General features: G+C 68.0%; 14 protein-coding genes. 4 read left to right on the top strand and 10 right to left on the bottom strand.

Going from position 1 to position 19,181, the window contains the following annotated elements; genetic code table 11:
• Nucleotides 1-77: 77 nt before the first annotated feature.
• The 3 genes from RT97_RS16335 to nirB form a co-directional block, all read right to left on the bottom strand.
• Entirely contained in the window at nt 78-2,882 is a 2,805-nt protein-coding gene (locus RT97_RS16335; RefSeq protein WP_042579849.1) for a nitrate reductase, read from the bottom strand.
• 75 nt (nt 2,883-2,957) lie between these two features.
• On the bottom strand, nt 2,958-3,353 hold the full coding sequence (gene nirD, locus RT97_RS16330) for a nitrite reductase small subunit NirD (RefSeq protein WP_042579848.1): 396 nt from the start codon (nt 3,351-3,353) through the stop codon (nt 2,958-2,960).
• Nucleotides 3,354-3,366: 13 nt separating this feature from the next.
• The gene (gene nirB / locus RT97_RS16325; RefSeq protein WP_042579847.1) at nt 3,367-5,823 is read right to left on the bottom strand and encodes a nitrite reductase large subunit NirB; all 2,457 of its coding nucleotides are present in this window, start codon (nt 5,821-5,823) and stop codon (nt 3,367-3,369) included.
• Between the two features lie 76 nt (nt 5,824-5,899).
• Between nirB and RT97_RS16320 the strand changes: the two genes are divergently transcribed.
• Nucleotides 5,900-7,606 carry a bifunctional protein-serine/threonine kinase/phosphatase gene (locus RT97_RS16320; protein WP_042579851.1) on the top strand — a complete coding sequence of 569 codons (1,707 nt, stop codon included), beginning with the start codon at nt 5,900-5,902 and terminating at the stop codon, nt 7,604-7,606.
• A gap of 101 nt (nt 7,607-7,707) precedes the next feature.
• On the opposite strand, the gene RT97_RS16315 is transcribed toward RT97_RS16320, so the two are convergent.
• Nucleotides 7,708-8,961 carry an MFS transporter gene (locus tag RT97_RS16315; protein ID WP_042579846.1) on the bottom strand — a complete coding sequence of 418 codons (1,254 nt, stop codon included), beginning with the start codon at nt 8,959-8,961 and terminating at the stop codon, nt 7,708-7,710.
• A gap of 269 nt (nt 8,962-9,230) precedes the next feature.
• Here RT97_RS16315 and RT97_RS16310 point away from each other — a divergent pair, with 269 nt between their 5' ends.
• Entirely contained in the window at nt 9,231-10,511 is a 1,281-nt protein-coding gene (locus RT97_RS16310; protein ID WP_042579845.1) for an ANTAR domain-containing protein, read from the top strand.
• 142 nt (nt 10,512-10,653) lie between these two features.
• On the opposite strand, the gene RT97_RS16305 is transcribed toward RT97_RS16310, so the two are convergent.
• The 4 genes from RT97_RS16305 to RT97_RS16290 form a co-directional block, all read right to left on the bottom strand.
• Nucleotides 10,654-11,463, bottom strand: coding sequence for an ABC transporter ATP-binding protein (locus RT97_RS16305; RefSeq protein WP_013542425.1), 810 nt, complete (start codon nt 11,461-11,463; stop codon nt 10,654-10,656).
• A 55-nt stretch (nt 11,464-11,518) separates the two neighbouring features.
• Nucleotides 11,519-12,457, bottom strand: coding sequence for a nitrate ABC transporter permease (gene ntrB, locus RT97_RS16300; protein ID WP_042579844.1), 939 nt, complete (start codon nt 12,455-12,457; stop codon nt 11,519-11,521).
• A 13-nt stretch (nt 12,458-12,470) separates the two neighbouring features.
• The gene (locus RT97_RS16295) at nt 12,471-13,715 is read right to left on the bottom strand and encodes a CmpA/NrtA family ABC transporter substrate-binding protein (RefSeq protein ID WP_042579843.1); all 1,245 of its coding nucleotides are present in this window, start codon (nt 13,713-13,715) and stop codon (nt 12,471-12,473) included.
• Between the two features lie 339 nt (nt 13,716-14,054).
• On the bottom strand, nt 14,055-15,332 hold the full coding sequence (locus tag RT97_RS16290; RefSeq protein ID WP_042579842.1) for a nitrate regulatory protein: 1,278 nt from the start codon (nt 15,330-15,332) through the stop codon (nt 14,055-14,057).
• 113 nt (nt 15,333-15,445) lie between these two features.
• Here RT97_RS16290 and tsaD point away from each other — a divergent pair, with 113 nt between their 5' ends.
• Nucleotides 15,446-16,507: a tRNA (adenosine(37)-N6)-threonylcarbamoyltransferase complex transferase subunit TsaD gene (tsaD, locus tag RT97_RS16285; RefSeq protein WP_042579841.1), complete on the top strand. Its 1,062-nt coding sequence runs from the start codon at nt 15,446-15,448 to the stop codon at nt 16,505-16,507.
• Here tsaD and RT97_RS16280 read toward each other — a convergent pair.
• Together RT97_RS16280 and RT97_RS16275 are read right to left on the bottom strand one after the other, a co-directional pair.
• The gene (locus tag RT97_RS16280; protein ID WP_042579840.1) at nt 16,443-17,198 is read right to left on the bottom strand and encodes an alpha/beta hydrolase-fold protein; all 756 of its coding nucleotides are present in this window, start codon (nt 17,196-17,198) and stop codon (nt 16,443-16,445) included. The genes tsaD and RT97_RS16280 overlap by 65 nt on opposite strands.
• 190 nt (nt 17,199-17,388) lie before the next feature.
• On the bottom strand, nt 17,389-17,760 hold the full coding sequence (locus tag RT97_RS16275; RefSeq protein ID WP_042579839.1) for an Hsp20/alpha crystallin family protein: 372 nt from the start codon (nt 17,758-17,760) through the stop codon (nt 17,389-17,391).
• A gap of 124 nt (nt 17,761-17,884) precedes the next feature.
• Here RT97_RS16275 and RT97_RS16270 point away from each other — a divergent pair, with 124 nt between their 5' ends.
• Entirely contained in the window at nt 17,885-19,174 is a 1,290-nt protein-coding gene (locus RT97_RS16270; RefSeq protein ID WP_042579838.1) for a branched-chain amino acid ABC transporter substrate-binding protein, read from the top strand.
• Nucleotides 19,175-19,181 lie beyond the last annotated feature (7 nt).

Genomic DNA, 19,181 nt, shown 5'->3' with positions numbered 1-19,181 from the left:
AGGCAGAGCGCGCGATGGATGCGCCGCTTGCCCCCACCCCAGCCCTCCCCCGGGAGGGGAGGGGGCAAGACGCGGGGTCATGGGGTCTCCGCCATCGCTTCGGCAGGCACCATCCGCACCATGCGTTTGAGCTCCGGAATGCACGAGCCGCAATTCGTGCCGCATTTCAGCGTGCCCTGCAGGGCGGCCAGCCGTTCGTCCGGCGTGCCGCCGCAGCGGCCCAGTTCGGTCTGGATCGCCAGGTCGGTCACGTTGAAGCAGGTGCAGACCGGTTTCCCGCGCGATTGCACCGCCAGCGGCGCGCGGGCGCCGGGCGAGAGCAGCAGGCGGCCGTAGCTTTGCGCCGGCAGTTCCTCCCGCAGCAGCGTGGCGATCCAGGCCTCGGCGCTGGTGTCGCCTGCGAGCAGGAAGGCTTCGAGGCCCGCGCTCTGGTCGGCGCGGCGCACCAGCCGCGCCGAGCGGCGCTGGCCGCGCCGGCGGTCGGCGTAGCGCAGGGTGTCGGCGCTTTGCAGGCCGAGCAGCGCCTCGATCTGTTCCAGCAGCGCATCGGCCGGTGCATCGTGCGCAGCCGCGCGAAACAGGAGGCCGCTGCGCTCGGCGCCCGACGCGTCCTTGGTGCTGCCCGAGAACGGCACGCAGTTTGCGAACGGAAACATCGCCATCAGCGGCTGCAGCGCGCGGTGCGTCGCCAGCACCTCGTCGGGCGGCAGCCAGCCCATCGCGAGCAGCGACCATGGCAGCTCGGCCTTGAGGATCTTCACCGCCGTGTGCTTGAGCTCGGGCTGCTTCGAAGTGGGGCAGCAGGCCGGCGTGGTGAGCGCGTTGATGCCGGCCAGCCGCGTGCCGGTCGAGGAGCAGCCGCTCAGGTACTCCTCGCCCCAGTGCATCGCGACGAAGGCCTGGCTCAGGCCGATCTCGGCGCTGCCGCGCGCGGGCAGCAGGATAGAGCCGCGCTTCGATGTCAGGTGCACCAGGTCGCCTTCGCCGATCTGGCGCCGCGCCATGTCCTGCGGGTTCATCTGCACCATGGGCTCGGCCACGTGGTCGAACAGGCGCGGGGCGGTGCCGGTGCGGCTCATGCCGTGCCACTGGTCGCGCAGGCGCCCGGTGTTGAGCGAGAAGGGGTAGCGCGCCTCGCGGGCCTCGGCCACGGGCTTGTACGGCGTGTCGACGAAACGGGCACGGCCGTCGGGCGTGGGGAACACGCCGTCTTCGTACAGGCGCACGCGGCCGGTGGTCTCGCCTTCCTTCAGGGGCCATTGCTGCGGGCCGAGGTCGTCGAGCATCGCGTAGCTCAGGCCGGTGATGTCCAGGTCGCGCCCGCGCGTGGTCTCGCGGTGCTCGTTCCAGACCGATTCGGCGGTGTCGTACGGAAAGAGCGTGCCCGCGCGGCCGAGCCGCTCCTCGAGGCGGCGCGCGAAGTCGGTGGCGATCGACCAGTCGTGCCGCGTCTCGCCCGGTGCGGCGATGGCGGGGCGCACGCGCGAGATGCGGCGCTCGCTGTTGGTCACGCTGCCGTCCTTTTCGCCCCATGTGGTGGCGGGCAGCAGCAGGTCGGCGAAGGCGCAGGTGGCGGTGGTCGAGAAGGCCTCCTGCACCACCACGAACTCGGCGCGTTCCAGCGCACGGCGCACCGTGGCCTGGTCGGGCATCGACTGCGCGGGGTTGGTGCAGGCGATCCACAACGCGCGGATCTCGCCGTCGGCCGCGGCCTGGAACATCTCCACGGCCGTCTTGCCGGGCTTCGCGGGCACCGCGGGCACGCCCCAGAGCGCAGCCACCTCGGCGCGATGTTCCGGGTTGCCCAGGTCGCGGTGCGCGCTCAGCAGGTTGGCCAGGCCGCCCACTTCGCGCCCGCCCATCGCATTGGGCTGGCCGGTGAGCGAGAACGGGCCCGCGCCGGGCTTGCCGATCTGGCCGGTGGCCAGGTGCAGGTTGATCAGCGCCGCATTCTTCGCGGTGCCGCTGGACGACTGGTTCAGGCCCTGGCAATACAGGCTCAGCGTGGCGGGTGAAGTCGCGAACAGCCGCGCGGCCGCGAGCAGGTCTTGCTTCGAAATGCCGCAGACCTGCGCCACCTTGTCGGGCGTGCATTCGCGCACCGTGGCCTTCAGCGCGTCGAAGCCGCTGGTGTGGGCCGCGATGTACTTCGCATCGGTCCAGCCTTCCCACAGCATCAGGTGCAGCATGCCGTTGAACAGCATCACGTCGGTGCCGGGCTGGATCGGCAGGAACAGGTCGGCGATCTCGACCGTGTCGGTGCGGCGCGGGTCGGCCACCACGATGTTGAGCGCCGGGTTGGCCGCTTTCGCGTCTTCAATGCGGCGGAAAAGAATCGGGTGCGCCCATGCCGTGTTGCTGCCCACGATGAAGAGGCACTCGGCATGCTTCAGGTCGTCGTAGCAGGCCGGCGGCGCATCGGCGCCCAGCGTCTGCTTGTAGCCGGCCACCGCGCTGCTCATGCACAGGCGCGAGTTGGTGTCCACGTTGTTGGTGCCGACCAGGCCCTTGGCGAGCTTGTTGAAGACGTAGTAGTCCTCGGTGAGCAGCTGGCCCGAGATGTAGAAGCCGACGGCGTCGGGGCCATGGTCCTGGACGACCTGCGCGAACTTGCCCGCGGCGTTGTCGAGCGCCGCGTCCCACGACGCGGCCGTGGGCGCCGCGCCGCGCACGAGGCGTTGCAGCGGCTGCAGGAGCCGCGCCTGCCGCGTGACCGGCGCGCTCGCCGTGAGGTGCAGCGTCGAGCCCTTGGTGCAGAGGCGGCCGAAGTTGGCGGGGTGGTCGGGGTCGCCGCGCACGCCGGTGATCTGCGCGCCGTCGGATTCGATGATCACGCCGCAGCCAACGCCGCAGTACGGGCAGGTGGATTTCGTTTCCCGCATCACTCCCTCTCCCTCTGGAAGAGGGTGGGGGTGAGGGCCGACGGCGCTGGCGATATGCACGCTGTTGCCCTCACCCTAGTCCTCTCCCAGAGGGAGAGGGGACAAGACCTTCGGACCGGCGATGGGGCGCGGCAGATCGGTGGCGTGCGCGGAAAGCTCGTCCGCGTCCAGGTGCACCACGCCGTCTTCCACCTTCACCGCGAACTTCGGCGTGCAGCCTTCGTCGGGCGACCTGGCGCAGCCGTCGTCCAGCCCGAGGGTCCAGTTGTGCAGCGGGCAGGCCACGCTGGTGCCGAACACGATGCCCTGGCTCAGCGGGCCGCCCTTGTGCGGGCAGCGGTCGAGCAGCGCGAAGACCTGGTCCTCGGCATTGCGGAACACGGCGACGTCCAGGCCCGCCGGCCGCGCCACGCGGCGCGCGCCGAGCACGGGGATGTCGTCGATGCGGCAGATGGCTTTCCATTCGCTCATGGCACTGTTCCTTTCAAGCGGACTGGATGGCGTGGGCCGGCACCGGCAGCGGCGAGAACTGCCGCACGTCCACCGACGCCTCGGCCGACTCGAACCACGGATCGGGCTCGCCGTCGAGCGCGAACTGCAGCCGCTCCCAGAGCGTCTTGCGGCCGTCCGCGTCTTCGAGGATCTTTTTCTTCACGTGGTCCAGGCCCACGCGGCCGATGTAGTGCACCGTGCGTTCCAGGTACCAGCCTTCCTCGCGGTACAGCTGCAGGAAGGCACCCGCGTACTCCATCACCTCGGCGGACGTCTTCACCTTCACGAGGAACTGGGCCACCTCGGTCTTGATGCCGCCGTTGCCGCCCACGTAGAGCTCCCAGCCCGAATCGACGCCGATCACGCCCACGTCCTTGATGCCGGACTCGGCGCAGTTGCGCGGGCACCCCGACACGGCCAGCTTGACCTTGTGCGGCGAGTACATCGCCCAGAGCGCGCGCTCCAGGTCCTTGCCCATCTGGGTGGAGTCCTGCGTGCCGAAGCGGCACCACTCGCTGCCCACGCAGGTCTTCACCGTGCGCAGCGACTTGGCATACGCAAAGCCCGAGGGCATGCCAATGTCCTTCCACACGCCTTCCAGGTCTTCCTTCTTCACGCCCAGGAGGTCGATGCGCTGGCCGCCGGTGACCTTGACGGTCGGGATCTTGTATTTGTCGGCCGCATCCGCAATGCGCCGCAATTCGTCGGGCGTGGTGTGGCCGCCCCACATGCGCGGAATGACCGAGTAGGTGCCGTCCTTCTGGATGTTCGCGTGGCTGCGTTCGTTGATGAAGCGGCTCTGCGGATCGTCTTTCGCCTCCTTCGGCCAGGTGCTGATGAGGTAGTAGTTGATGGCCGGGCGGCAGGTGGCGCAACCGTTGGGCGTGCGCCAGCCGAGGTTGCGGTAGACCTCGTCGTGCGTGAGGTGGTGGTCCTTGCGGATCGCGTCGCGCGCGTCCTGGTGGCTCGCGTCGGTGCAGCCGCAGATCGCCTTCTTCTTCGGCGTGGCCGAGTAGTCGCCGCCCGCGGTGAACATCAGGATCTGCTCGACCAATCCGGTGCACGAGCCGCAGCTGGCGCTGGCCTTGGTGTGCTTCTTCACCTCGTCGAGCGTGAACAGGCCCTTGACCTTGATCGCCTTGCAGATGGTGCCCTTGCTCACGCCGTTGCAGCCGCACACCTCGGCATCGTCGGGCATGCTCGCGGCCTTGCTGTGGCCCTCGTGGCCGGTGTCGCCGATGTTCGATTCGCCGAACATCAGCCGGTCGCGGATGTCGTGCACGCTGCGGCCGTCGCGCAGCAGCTTGAAGTACCAGCTGCCGTCGACCGTGTCGCCGTAGAGGCACGCGCCCACGAGCTTGTCGTCCTTGAGCACCAGCTTCTTGTAGACGCCGCCGAAGGGGTCGCTCATCACGATCTCCTCGGTGCCTTCGCCGCCCATGAATTCGCCCGCGCTGAAGAGGTCGATGCCCGTCACCTTGAGCTTGGTGGAGGTGAGCGAACCCAGGTAGCGGCCGATGCCGAACTGCGCGAGGTGGTTGGCCGCGACCTTGGCCTGCTCGAACAGCGGCGCGACCAGCCCGTAGGCGATGCCGCGGTGCGCCGCGCATTCGCCCACCGAGTAGATGCGCGCATCGGTCACGGTCTGCAGGGTGTCGGTGACCACGATGCCGCGGTTGCAGTGCAGGCGCATCTTCTCGGCCAGCTCGACGTTGGGGCGAATGCCCACGGCCATGACCACGAGGTCGGCGGCGACTTCGGTGCCGTCCTTGAAGCGGATGGACTTCACGCGGCCTTCCTCATTGCCCACCATGTCCTGCGTCTGCGCACCCATCAGGAACTTGAGGCCCCGGTCTTCCAGCGACTTCTGCAGCAGCTTGCCCGCCACGTCGTCCAGCTGGCGCTCCATGAGCCAGGGCATCACGTGGACCACCGTCACGTTCATGCCGCGCAGCATCAGGCCGTTGGCCGCTTCCAGGCCCAGGAGGCCACCGCCAATGACCACCGCGTTCTTGTGCGTGCGCGCGGTCTCGATCATGTAGTCGGTGTCGGCGATGTCGCGGTAGGCGATCACGCCCTTCAGGTCCTTGCCCGGCACCGGCAGCATGAAGGGGGTGGAGCCGGTGCACATCAGCAGGCGGTCGTAGGCGGCCTCGGTGCCATCTTCGGCACGCACGATGCGCTTGACCCGGTCGACCTCCACCACTTTCTTGCCCGCATGCAGGGTGATGCGGTTGTCGCTGTACCACTCCCAGCTGTTGAGCACGATCTCGTCGACCGTCTGCTCGCCCGCGAGCACCGGCGACAGCAGGATGCGGTTGTAGTTCGGGTGCGGCTCTGCGCCGAAGACGGTGATGTCGTACAGGTCGGGCGCGATCTTCAGCAGCTCTTCGAGCGTGCGCACGCCGGCCATTCCGTTGCCGACCATCACGAGTTTCATTTTCTTCATGGGGCTGGACCTTTACTCGAAATCAAGCGGACAAAGAAGCGCGGTGCCCATAGAGACGCACATGGACAATGGCGCCATGAGCTTCGAAGTGGACATCGGCTACAGCAGCCTTCGCGGACCCCGCGAGGTGAACGAAGATTTCGCCGGTGCCGTGCATGCGCCGCGGGGCGACGAGGCGCGCGGGCTCATCGCGGCGATTGCCGACGGCGTCTCGACCGGCGGGCGCGGCCTGGAGGCGGCGCAGACCACGGTGATGGGCCTCCTGGCCGACTACTTCGCCACGCCCGACACCTGGGAGCCGACCGCCGCGCTCGACCGCCTGATCGGCGCACAGAACGCCTGGCTCGCCGACCACAACCGACGTCGTGCGGGCGGCGCGACCGCGCTCACCACGCTCACCGCATTGGTGCTGCACGGCCAGAGCTACACGCTGGCGCATGTGGGCGACACGCGTGCCTGGCGCGTGCGCGCCGATGGCGATGCCGCCGTGCCGCTCACGCTGGACCATGTCTTCGAACACCCCGACATGCGCAGCCGGCTCACGCGCGCCATCGGCCTGGACGACCAGGTGCGCGTCGACTACGCGCAGGGCGACGTGCGCGTGGGCGACTGCTTCGTGCTGACTTCCGATGGCGTGCACGGCGTGCTCAAGCCGCAGCAGGTGGCCGCGATCGCGTTGCAGGGCGATGCCGAAGCGGCGAGCGAGGCACTGGTGCATGCGGCGCTCGATGCCGGCACGCGCGACAACGCGACCGCATTGGTCATTCGTGTCGTCGGCCTCGATGCGCGGCAGCTCGACGACGAACTCGGCGACGGCCGCCGGCTCACACCGCCGCCGCTGCTGAAGGTGGGCGATGTGCTCGACGGCTTCGTCGTCACCGGCCTGGTGGCCGACACCGCTGTGCATCTGCTCTACCAGGCGCGCCATCCGGCCACGCGCGAGCTGGTGGCGCTCAAGACGCTGCATCCCTCGCGCGCCGGCGATCCGCAGGAGCGCGCGATGCTCGCGCACGAGGCGTGGCTGGGCCAGCGCGTGGGCGGGGGAGGCGGCTTCGTTCGCGTGCACGAACGCGCGGAGAACGCGAGCGCGCTCTACATCGTGTTCGACTGGCACGGCGGCCGTACGCTGGAGCAGATGCGCAAGGCCGGCTCGCGCGGCACGGTGGCCGAGGTGGTTGCCGCGGCCATCGAAGTGAGCAAGGCGCTCGGCCGGCTGCACCGCCACGGCGTGGTGCACCGGGACATCAAGCCCGGCAACCTGCACCTGGGCGACGACGGGCGCTGGCGCATCCTGGACCTGGGCGTGGCGTTGTCCGGGCGCGAGGGCGCGGCCCAGCGTGAACTGCATGCGGGCACGCCGAGCTACATCAACCCTGAACAGTGGGAGGAGGGCGGTGCGGCCGACGCGGGCAGCGATCTCTTCGCGCTCGGCGCCACGCTGTACCAGTGGCTCGGCGGCCACCTGCCCTATGGCGAGATCGAGCCCTACCAGGTGGCGCGCTACCGGCGCGACCCGGTCGCGCTCTCGCGGCTGCGGCCCGATGTGCCCGTGTGGCTCGACCACCTGGTCCGCAAGGCCGTCGCCCGCGATCCGCGCGAGCGCTTCGAGACCGCCGAGGAGATGTTGCTCGCGCTGGAACGCGGTGCCTCGCGCCCCGTCGGCGCACCGGCCGCCACGCCGCTCATCCGCCGCGACCCGGTGATGCTCTACAAGATCGCCCTGGGCGTGTCGTTGCTGTTCAACGCACTGCTGGTGGTTTGGCTGCTGTTCCTGCCACGCTGAAGACAACGACAGGCACCCCCCCCGTTCGGGCTGAGCTTGTCGAAGCCCTGCTCGCGATGGGAACGACCCTTCGACAAGCTCGTGGGCAACGGGTGGGAAAGTCATGCAGCCTTTCGCGCAGGGGATGAGACGGCGGGAGCCGGCGAGGTGCGCGCACGGCCACCCTTCTCGGCCCAGGTGCGCGTCCAGTGGATCTGCATGACGCGCATCACGCCCAGCATCGCCAGCGAGAGCGCGCCGAAGAAGACGAAGCCCCAGAGATAGCTGCCCAGGTATTGCTTGGACAAACCCATGGCGTTGGGCACGAGGCCGCCGCCGAGCGCGCCGATCTCTCCGATCATCGAGCCGGCCACCGCGGTGCTCAGCGGCCAGCGCAGCGGCACCAGCTGGAACAACGCGCCGTTGCCCGCTCCCAGCGCGGCGAAACACACGATCAACAGCAGCGTGGTGAGCGCCAGCGAGCCCGATGAGAGCCCGACCAGCACGAGGCCCACGGCGACCACCAGCAGCACCACGGTGAGCGTGTTGACGCCGCCCCAGCGGTCGGAGAGCCAGCCGCCCACGATGCGCACCGCCGCGCCCATGAAGGCCGCGAGCATGGTGAGCTGCCCCGCCTGCACCTTGCTCACGCCGAACTGGTCGTAGTAGTACGAGGGCAGGAAGGTGGTGAGGCCGATGAAGCCGCCGAAGGTCACGCCGTAGATCAGGCTGAACACCCAGCCGTCCTTCTCGAACAGGCAGGCGATGTGTTCGCGGAAGCTCGCGTGGCTGTCCACGTCGGGCGGCTCCTTGGCGAAGATCACCATCACCACCATCGGAATCAAAATCGCGACCGCGGCCACGCCGTACACCGCCTGCCAGCCCAGCCACTGCGCGAGCGGCGGCGCCACCAGCACCGACACCGCCGTGCCCACGTTGCCCGCGCCCACCAGGCCCATCGCCAGGCCCTTGTGCTGCGGCGGGAACCAGCCCGAGCCGAGCGACAGCGCCACGCCGAAGCTCGCGCCGGCAATGCCCAGCAGCACGCCCATGGCGAGCAGGTCATTGAAGCTTTTCACGAAGAAGAAGCCAAACAGCATCGCCACCGCGATGAGGCCCATCTCGACCAGCGTGGCTTTCTTGCGGCCGATGTACTGCGAGAGGATGCCCAGCGGAAAGCGCATGAGCGCGCCCGCGATGATCGGCACCGAGAGCATCAGGCCCTTCTGCGCGGGCGAGAGATCGAAGGTCTCGCCGATGAAGGGCGCCATGGCGCCGTTGAGCACCCAGATGCAGCAGGAGAACGAGAAGTACAGGAACGCCGCGAACAGCGTGGGACTGTGGCCTGACTGCAAGAAATTCCTGAAACCGGACATGGTGTTCAAAGATGCAAAAAGCCGCGGCGCGACCTGGAGGAGGTCGTGTCGACGGACAGGGTTGGGGTCGGAGTGCCGGCAGCGGACGCTGTCGGCGTGGGGGTGTGTCCGGCCTGTGCGTGGCCGGACCGGTTGCAGGAGTCTGCAGCCTCACCAAAGCGGTGCTTCGTTACACCGCGCCCCTCTCGATGCAAGAGACGTGCCCGCGAAATCGCACGGGTGCGCGTGCGAGCGTGGCCTATGCTTGCCGTGCCTCCCGACACGCCGCCATGACTTCCCTTCTTCTCGTCCTGCCCAATGAATTCGATGCTTCCGCGCCGCTGCCGGAGCCCCTGCGGCAAGGCATTGCGGATGCAGGCGCCACGGTGCTCGGGCGCGCCACCTGCCGCACGCTGGTGCAGCAGGCGCGCACGCTTGCACCGCAACAGGTGCTGGCCTGGTTGCCCGAAGCGGCGCAACTGCAGGCATTGCGCGACGGGCTGAAAGGCTGGAGCGGCGTGCCGCCCTGTGCATCGAGCCTGGTCGGCGCACCTTTGACGGGCGAGCAGCACGAGGCGCTGGTCGCGCTCGGCGTGCATGCGTGGGCACCGCTCGATGCGGTGTCGCTCCCCGCGTTGCTGGCCCGCGCGCAGGCGCGATGGGCGCGCGAGACCGCGCTGCGCAGCGAGCTCGACAACCTGCGCACCCGCATGGACGAGCGCAAGTGGGTCGATCGCGCCAAGGGCCTCTTGATGTCCGCACGCGGCATCGGGGAGGACGAGGCGTTCGGCCTGCTGCGCGGCGCCGCCATGCACGCCAACCTGCGGCTGGGCGAGGTGTCGCGCTCGGTCATCGAAGCCGCGCAATGGGCCGAGGCGATCAACCGTGCGGGGCAGCTGCGCATGCTGTCGCAGCGGCTGGTGCGGGTGGCGGCGCAACTGCTCGCCGGCATCGACGTGCAGCGCGCGCGGGTCCTGCGCACGCAATCGACCGAGCGGGTGCGGCAGAACCTGGATCACCTCGCGGCCCTCGAGCTGGGCGCGGCCGGCGTGCAGGCGCTGGGCGTCGTGCAGGCAGCGTGGAACGGGTTGGGCACCGCGCTGGCCGTGAAGCCCACGCCGCAGGGGCTCGCGGAGATCGACGCACGCGGCGAGGCCTTGCTGCTCGCCGCCGAAGCGATGACGGAAGCGCTGGAAGCATCCGGTGCACGGCGCGCGCTGCGCATCGTCAACATCTGCGGGAGGCAGCGCATGCGGGCGCAGCGTCTGGCAAAGGATGCGTTGCTGGCGTCGACGCTCGCGGCCAGCGCATCGCGTGACCGGTTGATGCCGACCATGAGCGAGTTCGAGGCCGCGCTGCTGGAGCTGGAACGCGCGCCGCTCAGTTCACCCGAAATCCGCGCGGGGTTGGTGACGGCGCGCGACGAATGGCTGCGCCTGGTAGGTGGCGTGCAGGCGTTGGACAGCCCGGAAGGGCGTTCAACGCTGGTTCGCTCCAGCGAAGCCCTCGTGGACACCTTCGAGCGCCTCACGGGTTGGTACGAGCACAGCCTGCAGGTCATCATGTCTTGAATCCGGCAAACCCCCAGGCTTCGCGCACTCCGTGTCGCTTCTCCTACCCCCTTGCAGGGGGCGACACCTGCGGCCCGGCGAAGCCGGTTCCGCGGTGTCTCCCGGAGAGCCGACATGGCGCCATGCGTCCCGGGGCGTCGCGTCAGGCCGCGACCTTCTCCACATGCGCCTGGCGCGTGTAGAGGAAATCGATCACCGCCTTGCGCGCGTGCACATAAGCCGGGTCTTCGGCCAGTTCGACGCGGTTGCGCGGGCGCGCGATGTCCACCGCCAGCACGTCGCCGATGGTGGCGGCCGGGCCGTTGGTGAGCATCACGATGCGGTCGCTCAGGAGAACCGCCTCGTCCACGTCGTGCGTGACCATGACGACGGTGCTGTGCGTCTTCTGCACGATGGCGAGAAGTTCGTCCTGCAGCTTGGCGCGGGTGAGGGCGTCGAGTGCGCCGAAGGGCTCGTCCATCAGCAGCACCTTGGGCTCCATCGACAGCGCCCGGGCGATGCCCACGCGCTGCTTCATGCCGCCGGAGATTTCGCCGGGGCGCTTCTGCGCGGCGGGCGTGAGGCCGACCAGCGCGAGCGCCGCATCGGTGCGCTGGCGCAGTTGCGCCTTGCTTTCGGTCGCTGCGAACACGCGCTCGACCGCGAGGTACACGTTCTCGAAGCAGGTGAGCCAGGGCAGGAGCGAGTGGTTCTGGAACACGACGGCGCGCTCCGGGCCCGGTCCCTTGATCTCGCGGTTCGCGCACAGCAGCACGCCTTGCGTCGGCGTGGTCAGCCCGGCGATCAGGTTCAGGAGCGTCGACTTGCCGCAGCCCGAGTGCCCGATGAGCGTGATGAACTCGCCCTTGGCGACGTTCAGGTTGATGTCGCGCAGCGCAAGAAAGCTTCCCTTGGCCGTCTTGAAGCGCTGCTCGACGTCGCGGATCTCGATGTACTTGCTGTCGTCGTTCATTGGAAACCTCCGCGCAGCAGCGCTGCGGTATTTGCCTTCGGAGCGGCCGTGCGGCTCATGACTTCACCTCTTCGAACGTGAATGCGGTTGCCAGCTTGATGAGCGCGAACTCCAGCACCAGCCCGACGATGCCGATCACGAAGATCGCGATGATGATGTTGGCGACGTTGAGGTTGTTCCACTCGTCCCACACCCAGAAGCCGATGCCCACGCCGCCGGTCAGCATCTCGGCCGCGACGATCACGAGCCACGCGGTGCCGACCGCCAGGCGCACGCCGGTGAGCATGTAGGGCAGCACGGCGGGAAAGAGGATCTTGGTGAGGATCTTCCATTCGGACAGGTTCAGCACCTTCGCCACGTTCATGTAGTCGCTCGGCACGCGCTGCACGCCCACGGCGGTGTTGATGACCATCGGCCAGATCGAGCAGATGAAGATGGTCCAGATCGCAGCCGGGTTCGCGCCCTTGAACACCAGGAGGCCGATGGGCAGCCAAGCGAGCGGCGACACCGGGCGCATGAGGCTGATGAGCGGATTGAACATGCGCGAGAGGAATTCGAAGCGCCCGATCGCGAAGCCCGCCGGGATGCCCACCAGCGCCGCCAGGCCGAAGCCCAGCGCCACGCGCTGCAGCGACGAGAGCACGTTCCAGCCCACGCCCTGGTCGTTGGGTCCCTTGCTGTAGAACGGATCGCTGAACACCGTCAGCGCCTGCTGCCAGGTCGCGAGCGGCGTGGGAAAGCCGGTGGTGCTCTTCATGGCCACCAGCTCCCACACCAGCAGGAGCAGGCCGAAGCCTGCGAGCGGCGGAAGCACGCGCATCCAGAAGGCGCGCAGGTCGATCGGCGTGCGTTGTTTTTGCTCCCTCTCCCTTTTGGGGAAAGGGTTGGGGTGAGGGGCAGCTTCGGCGCGGGGAGCACCCTCACCCCGGCCCTCTCCCGCACGCGGGAGAGGGAGAGATGCATCGAGCGGGGAATGAAAGACAGCGCTGACCATGGTGCGTTTCTCCTCAGACATGCAGCTTGAAAGACTCGGCGTACTTCTTCGGGTCCTTGCCGTCCCAGACGGACCCGTCGAAGAGCTTGCTGGTGCGCAGCACCTCCTTGGGCACGGGCGTCTGCGTGGCGGCGGCGGCCTGCTTGTAGATGTCGATGCGGTTGATCTCGGTGGCCACCTTCAGGTAGTCGGGGTGTTCCTTCAGGAGGCCCCAGCGCTTGTGCTGCGTGAGGAACCACATGCCGTCCGAGAGATACGGGAAGTTCACCGCGCCGCCGTTGTAGAACTTCATGTGGTTCGGGTCGTCCCAGTTCTTGCCCAGGCCGTTGGTGTAGCGGCCCAGGATGCGCTGGTTGATCGCATCCACGCTGGTGTTGACGTAGCTCTTGTCGGCGATGGTCTCGGCCATCTTGTTCTTGTTCTGCAGGCCCGTGTCGATCCACTTGCTGGCCTCGAGGATCGCGGCGGTCACGGCGCGCGCCGTGTTGGGGTACTTCTTCGTGAACTCGGCGGTGCAGCCGAGCACCTTCTCGGGATGGTCTTTCCAGATGTCCTGCGTGGTGATGGCGGTGATGCCGATGCCGTCCATGATCGCGCGCTGGCCCCAGGGCTCGCCCACGCAGTAGCCGTCCATGTTGCCCACGCGCATGTTGGCCACCATCTGCGGGGGCGGCACGGTGATGTTCTTCACGTCCTTGAACGGATCGATGCCGGCCGAGGCGAGCCAGTAGTAGAGCCACATGGCATGCGTGCCGGTCGGAAAGGTCTGCGCGAAGGTGTATTCGCGCTTCTCGGTGGCGATGAGCTTGGCGAGCGAGGCTGCATCCACCGCGCCCTTGTCGGACAGCTTCTTCGAGAGCGTGATGGCCTGGCCGTTGTTGTTCAGGGTCATGAGCACGGCCATGTCCTTCTTGGGCCCGCTCAGGCCCAGGTGCATGCCGTAGACCAGGCCGTAGAGCACATGCGCCATGTCCAGGTCGCCGTTGGAGAGCTTGTCGCGCACGCCGGCCCAGCTGGCTTCCTTGCTGGGGACGATCTTCACGCCGTATTTCTTGTCGATGCCCAGCACCGAGGCCATCACCACGCTGGCGCAGTCGGTGAGCGGAATGAAGCCGATCTTCACTTCTTCCTTTTCGGGCTTGTCCGAGCCCTGGGCCCAGACGGCGGCGCGCAGCGCGGGGTCGATGCCCACGGCGCCGATGGCGGCGGCTTGCAGTACGCGGCGGCGGCTGAGGCGGGTTTTCAGCAGGTCGGTCATGGGGGCGGGCTCCGGTTGAAGAACGAACAAACAAAAAAGCAAAGTCGAAAACAAAAAAGGCGTCCCGACCGCGCAGGGGCTGCTCGCGAACGAGAGCCCTTGCGGGATGGGGACGCCTTTGTCCGGTTCGGTGGGTGACACCCGCCGTTGGGTGCCGCCTGCCTGGAGACCCGAAGGTCTTATGCATTCACTTACGCAAACTGCGTGCCAGTGATTGCGGGTTGTGCGGTGCTATCGAAAAAGTAGCTCTCGCGCACCGTGCATGAAGGTCGGAGTGCCGCTGGACACAGTTATTCGGCGAAAGCACGTTTTTGTGCGTTGCACCAACTTGAACCTCTGTCAGCGCGGCGCGCGGGCGTCGGGCATGGGAAGGTAGTCGGCCATCGCGAGCATCGACTCGGCCACATCGACCAGCCGGCGTTTCTGGTTCATGGCGGTCTGGCGCAGCATCTTGTGGGCCTCGTCCTCGCTCAGGCGCCGGTGCGCCATCAGGAGGCCCTTGGCACGCTCGACGACCTTGCGCTCGTTGAGCGAGGCGCGCACCGTGTGCAGTTCGTCGCTCATGGCCTGCAGGCGCTGCGATTGCTCCTGCACCATGTCGAGCACCGAGCGTTCCAGCCCGCGGCCGTAGGGGGCGGGGGCCACGGCCTGCGTGCCCGCGTCGTCGAAGAACAGGGCGCCACCGGATTGCGGCGCCAGCGTGCCGAGCAGTTCCCGGTAGGCCGCAAGGTCGGTACGCGCCTGCGCGGTCTTGCGGTTGCACAGGGCGCGGAGGTCGGCCGCGAGGCGGTCTTCGACCGTGCGCATGGCGTCGATGCGGCGTGTGCAGCAGTCGAACCAGTTCTGGCTGAGTTGGCTGTATTGCGCGTCCGGTGCGGCGGCCGGGGTGGTGCCGACGCGGCGCAGGCGCTCGAGCTCGGCCATGGTGGCATCGGCCTCGCTCTCTCGCCAGAGCGCGAGTACCTCGTCGCTGGAAAAATCGGTGAAGACGTGAAAGCACCGCTCCTGCGATTCGATGAGGTGCAGCCACTGCACGCGCTGCGCCTCGTTGCTGCGGCCCAGCGCCAGCGTGGCGGCGCCGAAGGCGCGCTCCTGGCCGGCGAACTCCTTGCCCTGCATGAAGTTGAACATCGCGACCAGAAGGCGCGAGATTTCGGGGTCGGTGGCGCCATCGGCCGCCTCGAACACCACGGCCAGCAGGCCGGCAACAAGCTTGGCGAAGGCCGCGGTGGCCTCCGCCGGCGCGAGTTCGAGCGCGCCGACGCGCCGGCGCAGTGCGGGCAGGGCGTCCAGCCCCGGCAGCACCCAGGCGATGCGGCTGAACAGGCGCGCGCTGTTGCCGGCGCTGGCGCGCTGGCGGGCCTCGGTCTCCAACTGGTCGAAGCCGTTGCGCACGGCCTGCTCGAGCGCCTGGCATTCGGCGATCTGCGGATCGCGCTGGTCTGCAAAGCGCTGGCCGCGCGAGGCGAGGAACACGTTGGACATGCCGCGCTCGCGCTGCAGCGCATGCACCAGCCGGCCGATCAGGCCGACCAGCTCGCTGGTGCGCGCGAGCTGGTCGAGCTCGTCGATTTCGCACTGGCGGGCGGCGATCAGGAAATGCAGGCCGGATTTCATGGTGGGTGGGGGAGGGGACGCACCCGGTTGCTGCAACATCCGTGCCTCGGCCTGTGTCGGCCTCGCTTGCCCCTTTGCGGGCGCCTGCTGCAGGCGGCACCTACACTCGCCGGATGCTCTTGTTGGGAATCGAATCATCCTGCGACGAGACCGGCGTGGCGCTGGTCGAGTCGCACGGCGACGCGCTGCCGGTGCTGCTGTCGCACGCGCTGCACAGCCAGATCGCCATGCACCAGGCCTACGGCGGCGTGGTGCCCGAACTGGCCAGCCGCGACCACATCCGCCGCGTGCTTCCGCTCACCGAAGCCGTGATGGCCGAAGCCGGTCGCTCGCTCGGCGAGATCGACGTGGTGGCCTACACGCGCGGGCCGGGACTTGCGGGCGCATTGCTCGTTGGCGCCGGCGTGGCTTGCGCGCTGGGCGTGGCGCTGGGCAAGCCGGTGCTGGGGGTGCATCACCTCGAAGGGCACCTGCTGTCGCCGTTCCTGAGCGCCGATCCGCCCGAATTTCCGTTCGTTGCGCTGCTGGTCTCGGGCGGTCATACCCAGCTGATGCGGGTCGATGGCGTGGGGCGCTACGAGCTCCTGGGCGAGACCATCGACGATGCGGCCGGCGAAGCCTTCGACAAGAGCGCCAAGCTCATGGGCCTGCCTTACCCGGGCGGCCCGTGGCTCGCGAAGCTGGCCGAAGGCGGCAATGCCACCGCGTTCAAGCTGCCTCGGCCGCTGCTGCACAGCGGCGATCTCGATTTTTCGTTTGCCGGCCTCAAGACCGCCGTGCTCACGCAGGCCAAGAAGCTCGGCGACCAGCTCGAGGCGAACAAGGCCGATCTCGCGGCGTCCACGCAGGCGGCCATCGTCGAAGTGCTGCTGAAGAAGTCGCTCGCCGCGCTCGACCAGACCGGGCTCAAGCGCCTGGTGGTGGCCGGCGGGGTGGGCGCCAACAAGAACCTGCGGGAGCAACTTGACGCGGCGTGCGCCAAACGACGCGTGCGCGTGCACTACCCCGAGCTTCATCTGTGCACCGACAACGGCGCCATGATTGCCATGGCCGCCGCGATGCGCCTGCAGTCGGGCCTGTCCCAGGCCAGTGCGCGCTATGCCTTCGACGTCAAGCCGCGATGGCCCATGGCTTCGCTGACGGCCGAGGCGCAGCCACTGCCTGAGACTGCGTAACCGTTTGGCGCGCACGTCCCTGCAAGGGCAGGGGCAGCACGTCCAGCACGTTGCGCCAGAGCTCGCGCCATTCCGGCCAGTCGTGCCCGCCTTCGGTCGTGAAGACGCGGCCCGGCGGCAGCGCATCTGCCAGCAGCTTGTGGTTGCCCGCAAATCGGTCTTTCAGGCCGAAGCCCAGGTACAGCGGCGGCAGGTTCCGGGAGGGCTGGGCCTGCAGGTACTCCTGGAAGAAGGGCCAGAGCTTGCGGTCGGGCTCCTCGTCGGGCTGCGGGCCGGTGGGCGCCTGCCATGCGCGCAGGCCGCCTGCCTTCTGGATCTCCGCGCCAAGCACCCGACGCCCGAGATAGGGCGCAAGGGCGACGATGCCGTCCACCGAACCGGGCCGCGCCAGCTCGTGGATCAGCGCGCCGAAGCCGCCGATCGAAATGCCCACGAGCCAGATCGAGGTGTAGCCCCGGGCGCGCTGCGGCTCGATGACGTCCGCCTGCAGGCGATCGCTGAGCGTCTGGTCGTAGTAATAGGAAACGTCGGCATCGACCAGCATCGCGTCGGCGGCCAGGTGGCGCTCGCGGACGGCACTGATGAAGCCTTGCTGCTCGAATTCTTCGGGTTTCAGGTACGCGCCGGGCAAGAAGACCAGGAGCGTTTCGGACCGTTCGTTGTCAGTGGCTGACCGCAGGTGCGTGTTCATGGTGCCTTGAGGGGCACCCGAGCCCGCACCGGCACGAAATTCGATGCGTTTGCGAGACGCCCACGAAGAAGAAAGTACTAGAAAAACGTCACATCATGTGACGTTATCCAGCGCTATTGTGAATAAGGTGCTTGTTTAAAGTCAAAAACAAGCCACTACTAACATTTTCCTCTTGTGGGCATAGGTTCGCTTAGTTGATTTGCAACTGCGAAGCCTGGCTCACCGGCACCAGCTTGCCCAGCTTGAGCGTGAGCACGCCGTTCTCGAGCTTGGCTTCGCTCGCGGAGACATCGATGTCCTGCGGCAACTCGTAGGCAGCCTTGAACTGGCGCTTGGCTTCTGCCTTGCTGTCGATGCGAACCACGGCGCCTTCGATGCTGATCGCGAGGTCTTCGCGCGAGAGGCCCGGCACGTCCAGCGAGAGAGTCCAGCTGGTGTCGTCCTGCTCCACCAGCGGCGAGCGGCGGGGTGCGGCGAAGGCCTCGTTCACGAAGCGTTCGAAGGCGCGGTCTTGCGAGCGGGGAACGAAGCGGGTGGTGCGGATGGTGGGTGCGAAAAACATGATGAAAAGCTCCTGAATGAACACAATGGGGACAAGGAATGTGTGTCCCTTACACTGCGCGGCCATTCAATCCTGAGTGCCGCTTGACACCTCATCTAGGCGCAGCCGCACGCGTTTCAAGACGATGACTCCCCCCTTTATTTGGCGCCGCCGGGCCTTGAAATTCGTGGCGCTGGCGCTATGCGCGACCCCCTTGGCCGGGCTCGCGCAAACCCCGGCCGCGCCGCCTGCTCCCATTCGTCTGGCGTTGATCGAAAGCATGAGCGGGCCCTTCGCGAACACGGGCGAGGCGGTGTTCCGCAACCTGCTGTGGGCGGTCGAGCGCGTCAATGCGCGCGGCGGCGTGAAGCTGCCCGGCGGCGCACGTCCGCTGCAGCTGGACCGCTACGACAGCAAGGGGCAGAACGAAGAGGCGCTTTCGGCGTTGCGCGCGGCCATGGACGACGGCGCGCGCATCGTGCTGCAGGGCAACTCGTCGGCCACCGCGGCGGCGCTGGTCGATGCCATCGACAAGAACAACGAGCGCGACCCCGCGCGGCGCGTGATCTTCCTGAACTACGCAGCCGTCGATCCGGCGCTGACCAACGAGCGCTGCAGCTTCTGGCACTTCCGCTTCGACGCCCATGCCGACATGCGCGTGGCCGCGCTGATGGACGTGGTGAAGGACGACGCCGCGCTCAAGCGCGCATACCTGATCGGGCAGGACTACAGCTTCGGCCAGTCGGTGCTGCGCGAAGTGCGCCGGCAGCTGGGCGTGCAGCGCCCCGACGTGGAAATCGTCGGCGACGAGCTGCATCCGATGGGCAAGGTGAAGGACTTCGCGCCCTACGCCACCAAGATCCTCGCGAGCGGCGCGCAGGCGGTGTTCACCGGCAACTGGGGCAACGACCTCACCCTGCTCGTGAAGGCGGCGCGCGAGGCCGGCTTCAACGGCAGCTTCTATACCTTCTACGGCAACGCGCTCGGCGCGCCCGCGGCCATCGGCGATGCGGGCATCGGTCGCGTGGTGGCCGTGGCCGACTGGCTGCCGAACGTGCAGACCGCGCAGTCGGAGGCTTTCTACCGCGCCTTTCGCGCGCGCTTTCCGAAGCCCGCGGACGACTACGTGCACATGCGGATGCAGCTGCTCGTCGAATCGCTCGCGCAGGCTGTCGAGCGCGCGGGCGGCGTCGATGCGGTGGCGGTAGCGCGCGGGCTGGAGCAAGCCGATGTGAGCCTCTACGGCCAGCGCGGCCGCATGCGCGCGGCGGACCACCAGTTCCAGCAGCAGCTGGTGGTCGGCGTGATGGACCGGCAGGGCAAGCCCGGCGTGCAGTTCGATGTCGAAGGTTCGGGCTACGGATTTCGCGTGATCAAGACGATCGCCCCGGAGCGCGCCGAGCTGCCGACATCGTGCAAGATGAAACGACCCTAATGACGAC

It is taken from the genome of Variovorax paradoxus, from assembly GCF_000834655.1.
GTDB lineage: Bacteria > Pseudomonadota > Gammaproteobacteria > Burkholderiales > Burkholderiaceae_C > Variovorax > Variovorax paradoxus_F.
Note: the sequence above shows the minus strand (reverse complement) of the source record. Positions and strands in the feature narration are given on the sequence as shown.